We start from the raw sequence: 5995 nt of genomic DNA on the forward strand, positions 1-5995 counted from the left end.
CCTTTCATCCATGTAGATCAACGTCCCGTTTCCTCCCTCCCCCGCCTGGATAGGGATAGAGCGCTCTACCTGTCCGCAAAGAAGCTCAGCTTCTCATAGAACAGCGGTCTTCCTTCCAAACCTCAATGGCCTCAATGGCTCAGTAGTTTCAGACCCTGTTCCAATAGCTGGACTGTCAGCTCACCCTCATGCCAGCCCACGATCTTGCCCGTTCGGTCAATAAAGATCGTTGTTGGTAGATTGGCCACCCCGTAACTGATAGCTGTCGCTCCGCTGCTATCGCTGACATTTGTATAGGTAATGCCATGCGCCTGGAGGAAGGTGAGCGCATCATGGCGATTGTCCTGGAAATCAAGGCCGAGAAAGACGATACCCTGACCCTGGACACGCTGCCAGGTAGCCTGAAGGATAGGCGCCTCGCGCTGGCAAGGCTCGCAGGAAGACTGCCAGACGTTCAAGACAAGCGCCTGTCCCTTGAAATCGGAGAGAGCAACCGTGCTATTCGATCCGGCACCAGGAGCCAGCAAAGGCAGACGGAAATCCGGCGCCATCTTCCCCACCATTGGACCGCTGAAACCTGCAGAGCCAGCATTGCTGCGCGTGCTATTCTGTCCCGGAGCGGGCGTCAGTAACTGTGACCAGAGTACAGCCAGCAGCGCTACATTAAGCAGGCTCACGATCACAAAGATTGCAATGCTACGCCTGCGCCTGCGCTGTGCCTGGGCTAGCTCGCTGATCAGCGCGGTGCTCTCGTTGGCCGGTAGCGTTTCAGTGCTCATCGGGTGCCCTGTTCGTTTTGCGTGCAAGATAATGCCAGGCTAGATTATGAGGGTGCTGCCTGATAGCGGGCTTGCAATCGTTGACCCATACCTTACAATAGCCTGAATATCGCTGGCTGTCAAACGGACAGATCCCCTGGCTTCACTGCGCAGGCGCCAGCAAACAAGCAGGCGCCTGCCAGAGCACTGCTGCACAGCGCAGGCCAGCAGCCGTACTCTCCAGGCGCCTTACCTTATACCTCGCCGACCAGCCAAAAGCTCCCCACTCCTATTGTGTGAGCTGGTTAGCCGTGGGCGCTCACCCGGCTCTGGGCAAACAGCTCGACCATCGCCCGATTGAAGGCGGGCAGATCGCGAGGACTACGGCTGCTCACCCAATTGCGATCACGCACGACCTCCTGATCAACCCAGTTGCCACCAGCGTTGCGGATATCGTCCTGGATTGTATGGTAGCTTGTTAAAGTGCGTCCCTTTACTAGCCCTGCGGAGACCAACAGCCAGGGGCCATGGCAGATGACCGCAATAGGCTTGCCGGCAGCATCGATACGCCGTACAAATTCCTGAGCCTCGCGCTGGACGCGCAGAGCATCGGCGTTCAAGGCACCGCCCGGCAAAAGGACCGCGTCAAACTCATCCGCATTCGCCTGCTGCAGTGTCAAATCAACAGGGAAGCTATCACCCTTCTCCACGTGATTGACCCCCTGGATCTGACCAGCCTTGGGCGCTACAATCATCGTGCGGGCCCCAGCCTCCTCTAGGGCCTTCTTTGGCTCACTTAGCTCGACCTGCTCGAAGTAATCCGTTGCCAGAATAGCCACGCGCATACCTTGGAGATTCGTCCCTTGCATCAATGGCAACCTCCTTCGCAAAGGGCAACAAGCAAAGACAACTGTCGTCAAAGCAGCGTGTCCCCTCCCACCTAGTGCTTCCTCTACCCAGAGGTACACGCACGGCCTCCCCTGCAAGGAGACTCTGCTATTGGGGTGCTAGTCAGAAAGGAGCAAGAGAGGAGCAAGGGCGCCTCAATGCCTAGAGCAGGCAACCAGGCAAGCAAAAAATGAAAGCAAATTCCAACCAACCTCTGGAGCGGCCTCGACAGGCGCTACAGGCTAGCCTAGGCGTGGCAGCTCCACCTTTGAGCGCGCACGGAAGATCATCCGAATCCCTGTTCCAGCGAAGCCAAACGCCTCGCGCAGACGATTTTCCAGATAGCGTTCGTAGCTAAAATGGAGATAATCCGGGTTGTTCACAAAGAAGACGAACGTCGGTGGATTCACCTGGGCCTGAGTGGCATAGAAGATCTTGAGCTGATGCCCATGAACCGTCGTCGGGTGATGGCGACGGATTGCCTCCTGCACGACCTCATTGAGGCGCGCCGTGGGGATACGCACGTAGCGCCTATCAGCGATCTCGATGGCTTTGCGTAGCAGCGATTGAACATGATAGCCAGTCTTAGCCGAGGCAAAGACCACTGGGGCATAGGGAATAAACTTGAGACCCGCACTCAAAATCTTACGGTACTCTTCGGCCTCGGCGATTTCCCTGGCCAGGCTGATAGACTCGCCGCGCCGCGCGGCCCGGCGCTGCTCCTGGACGATATCCCACTTATTCACAACGACGATGATGCCCTTGGCCTGCTCATGGACATAGCCTGCGATGTGCGTATCCTGAGCTGCCAACCCCTCAACAGCGTCGATCAGCAGGAAAGCCACATCACAGCGGTCAATGGCGCGCATCGAGCGCATCACACTATACTTCTCGATGCCTGGCTCAATACGCCCGCGTCGCCGGATGCCGGCGGTATCAATCAGCACAAGCTTACGATCTTCAAAGAGCAGCTCAGTATCAATCATATCGCGCGTGGTGCCGGGCACCTCGCTCACAATGGCGCGCTCGTAGCCCAAAATGCGGTTGAGCAGCGACGACTTACCGACATTCGGGCGTCCGACGATGGCAATGCGAACCTGCTCTGTTTCGTCCTCCTCAGCACGCTCTTCCGGCCTTTCTGGAGGAAGAGACTCGACGATCTTATCAAGGAGGTCGCCAGTGCCCAATCCGTGCAGCGCGGAGATATCGATCGGCTCGCCCACGCCCAGGGCATAGAACTCCGGGGCGTGCTGACGCTGCGTATCATTATCGGCCTTATTGGCGGCCAGAATCACCGGCTTATTCGTGCGGCGCAGCAGGGCAGCCACCTCCTCATCGGCAGGGGTGACGCCTGTGCGCACATCGACCATAAAGACAATAACATCGGCCTCCTCAATGGCCAGACGCACCTGGGCGCGCACGTGGTCCATCAGGTCGCCGCTGACCCCGCTCAAACCGACCTGGCCTGGAGGCGTAGTCTCACCAAGAGCCAGGCCGCCCGTATCGATCAGCGTGAACGTTCGTCCATTCCACTCCGTATCTCCATAGAGACGGTCGCGCGTTGTGCCTGGCAGATCCTCGACAATAGCGCGCCGTTCTCCGATCATGCGATTGAAAAACGTAGATTTGCCGACATTTGGTCGGCCTACAATGGCGACAAGTGGCTTCATAGCCCCTACCACCCCTTTCTTGCGATCCCGCAAAGTGTAGTGAGTAAGAGAAAAAAACAGCCTGGGTTTGATTATAACACAAACTCAGGCGCCCTTTGAGACCTTGTTTTTTCTGCACAATGTCACAGTCCAGCCCTTATCGGGAGATGCTATAATGTAGAAACTGGTTGTCTACCCAGTGGCCTCAGATGCTCTGAAATAAGGGATGATAGCTGAGCATCTGTGAAGGGTAAATACGCCTAACAATGTCAGGATAGTCAAGAGGTCAACTGTGAGCAAGAGGACAGCCTGAGAGCAGGGGCAAGGTTCGCTGCCGTGGCGTAGCTTGCCTTCTGCTGTCTGGCAGCAAAGGCAGGAGAAGCATGCTTCAGAATCGTTTCCTCTACTTTACCAGCAGCGCGAGGAGCATCTTCAAAGAAGCGCAGCAGTCTGCAGAAAGCTACCAGCAGACCTATGTTGCACCGGAGCATTTCCTTATTGGAATAACCAGTGGCAAGGCAACCACAGCCTCTAGACTGCTGAATAAGCTAGAGGTAGACCCGTCTCGGCTGAAGGTAGCTGCGGAGCAGGCGATTGCAGATCAACTCGCCAGCCATCCTGACTTCCGGGAGCGATGGCTTGGCCTAACAGAAGAGGCCAAGCGGGTTGTTGAACTGGCGGTTGACGAAGCGAGCCAGGAGCAGCTCAACTTTGTGGGCAGTGAGCATGTGCTCCTGGCTCTCCTGCGTCAGCGTGGAACCCTAGCGAGCGAGGTTCTGGAGAAAGTCGGCATCAGCCTGGAGCGCGCGCGCGCAAAGCTCCAATCTCTGCGGCGGGAGGGCCACCTATCAGAACCTTGACCGGCGCAGCGGACCAGCGAGATTGATGCTTGTCTGCCGAGCCAGTGGCGATATCCTGGGCGACTGGACGAGGGAGCAGGCGAGGCGGCCGCGTCGCCGCGCCCTGCTCCCTTGCAAGCTTGAGCCTATTTGAAGCCGATAGCGAAGATGTGCAGATGGCCGCCCAGCACTATGCTTGGCAGCGTTATGCTCTTCACCATCTTCTCAGGATCAAGCGGTAGCTCTGCATAGAATACGTAGGCTCGCTGAAGCTGTGGCCCGCCAGGGCGATTATAGTAGGCGGTCACAATGGCAATACTATTGCCGCAACTTGGTGCGAAGGAGCCATTCCCGAGAGTCCAGTCGCTCAGGCACAGCGGTAATGGCTGCAGCGAGCCATCGCTGTAGTGGATGAGCACCTGACCGTGAGCGCCCGAGGCATCGCTGTGGTCGGCGGCGCCCAGGAGCGCCAGCACGGTCTTATGGGGTCCGCCGTTGAGAGGGATGGTCTGTCCAGAGGCCAGATAGTTATTGTTTGCTCCTGAAGCGACATTCGGCCAACTAAAGGTCACCCCATTGTAGGTCAGTGGTTGCCAGGGAAAAACACCGACGGCTGCCAGTGCCTGGGCTGAGTAGCTTGCCCCTGTGCCATCGAAATTAGCCGCCTGGGGATTGCTGTCGTCACTCGTGCCGACGTTATTATAAGGTGTATCCTCTGCTGTCTTTGTGGCGAGGGCAAAGACATGTAGCAAGCCCTGATTCACCGCAGCCGGAAGCGTCACGCTTTTGACCGTTTTGCCGCTCTGGAGAGCCACCTCGGCGTAGAAGATATAGGTTTTGACAGGCTCCTGTCCGGTTGGCTGATTGCGGTAAGGCAGGACTACGAAGATGCCATTGCCGAAGGACGGTCGGCTTGCTTTACCATCATTCATGGTCCAATCGCTGAAGCCGAGGGTAAACGCTTGGCGGCTGCCATCGCTATAGTTGACATAGGCTGTGCCGTAGGATGGGCCACCCGAGGCGGCGCCCAGGAAAGCCAGCAAGCTCGCATTCTTCTGGGGGGTCACCGGCAGAGTCTGCCCGGCGGCAATATAGTTGTTGAGCTGGCCGGCGGCAGCATTGGGCCACTGAAAGACCACGCCGGAGACGCCGCGGTAGAAGGCGTTATCGCCAGGGTTAATGCCGGCCTGCTGCAGAGCTTGCAACGAATAGCTATGGCCGGCGTTATCGAAATTGGCATGGGCGGGCAGATGGTCATCGCTCACTCCAATGTTGTTGTAGCTTCCATAGAGACCCTGCGTCGCCAAAGCGAAGACATGCAAACGGCTGGGGCCGGAAGGCTCTGGCGGTAGCGTCACACTCTTAATGGCCTTTGTTGGATCGACCGTCACATCAGCATAGAAGAGATAAACCGCGATGGGCTGCTGACCGCCGGGTCCATTGCGGTAGCTCATGGTTGCCACCAGCTTATTATTAAAAGCAGGCGTACTGCTGGTCCAGTCTGTCAAACCGAGCGTAAACGATTGTGTTGAGCCATCGCTATAGTTTATGCGGGCAAGGCCACTGGTTGAGCCTTGGGTAGCGGAGCCGAGGAAGGCCAGCAAGGTCACGCCTGGGCCAGTGTGCAAAGGAATGGTCTGGCCGTTGGCCTGATAATTATCCTTAACGCCGGCGGGCAGATCTGGCCAGATAAAAGCCAGGCCATTGCAAAGCACGCTGGCCCCGGGTGTAATCCCCGCCTGAGCCAAAGCGCTGGCCGAGTAGCTATAGCCCAGGCCGTCGTAGTTGGCTGCCTGCACGTTCTGCGTAAAGTCATCACTGATACCCACATTGTTATAGGTCGTCGGTGGGGGTGGAGCAC

4 protein-coding genes and 1 pseudogene are annotated in these 5995 nt (G+C 57.3%); 1 reads left to right on the top strand and 4 read right to left on the bottom strand.

Annotation, left to right across the window (positions count from 1 at the left end):
- Positions 1–131: 131 nt before the first annotated feature.
- From IRZ24_RS15615 to der, 3 genes are all read right to left on the bottom strand, one after another.
- Positions 132–779 (bottom strand): TlpA disulfide reductase family protein, encoded by a 648-nt coding sequence (locus IRZ24_RS15615; RefSeq protein ID WP_297165943.1) that lies wholly within the window; start codon positions 777–779, stop codon positions 132–134.
- Between the two features lie 284 nt (positions 780–1063).
- Positions 1064–1627: a type 1 glutamine amidotransferase domain-containing protein gene (locus tag IRZ24_RS15620; protein WP_297165946.1), complete on the bottom strand. Its 564-nt coding sequence runs from the start codon at positions 1625–1627 to the stop codon at positions 1064–1066.
- 261 nt (positions 1628–1888) lie between these two features.
- Positions 1889–3316, bottom strand: coding sequence for a ribosome biogenesis GTPase Der (gene der, locus IRZ24_RS15625; RefSeq protein WP_297165949.1), 1428 nt, complete (start codon positions 3314–3316; stop codon positions 1889–1891).
- A gap of 362 nt (positions 3317–3678) precedes the next feature.
- On the opposite strand from der, the gene IRZ24_RS15630 reads away from it, so the two are divergent.
- Positions 3679–4155: a Clp protease N-terminal domain-containing protein gene (locus tag IRZ24_RS15630; RefSeq protein WP_297165952.1), complete on the top strand. Its 477-nt coding sequence runs from the start codon at positions 3679–3681 to the stop codon at positions 4153–4155.
- A gap of 125 nt (positions 4156–4280) precedes the next feature.
- Here IRZ24_RS15630 and IRZ24_RS15635 read toward each other — a convergent pair.
- Positions 4281–5995: pseudogene (locus IRZ24_RS15635) on the bottom strand (hypothetical protein); the annotation flags it as partial.

The organism is Thermogemmatispora sp., assembly GCF_019683755.1.
In the GTDB taxonomy this organism is placed as follows: domain Bacteria; phylum Chloroflexota; class Ktedonobacteria; order Ktedonobacterales; family Ktedonobacteraceae; genus Thermogemmatispora.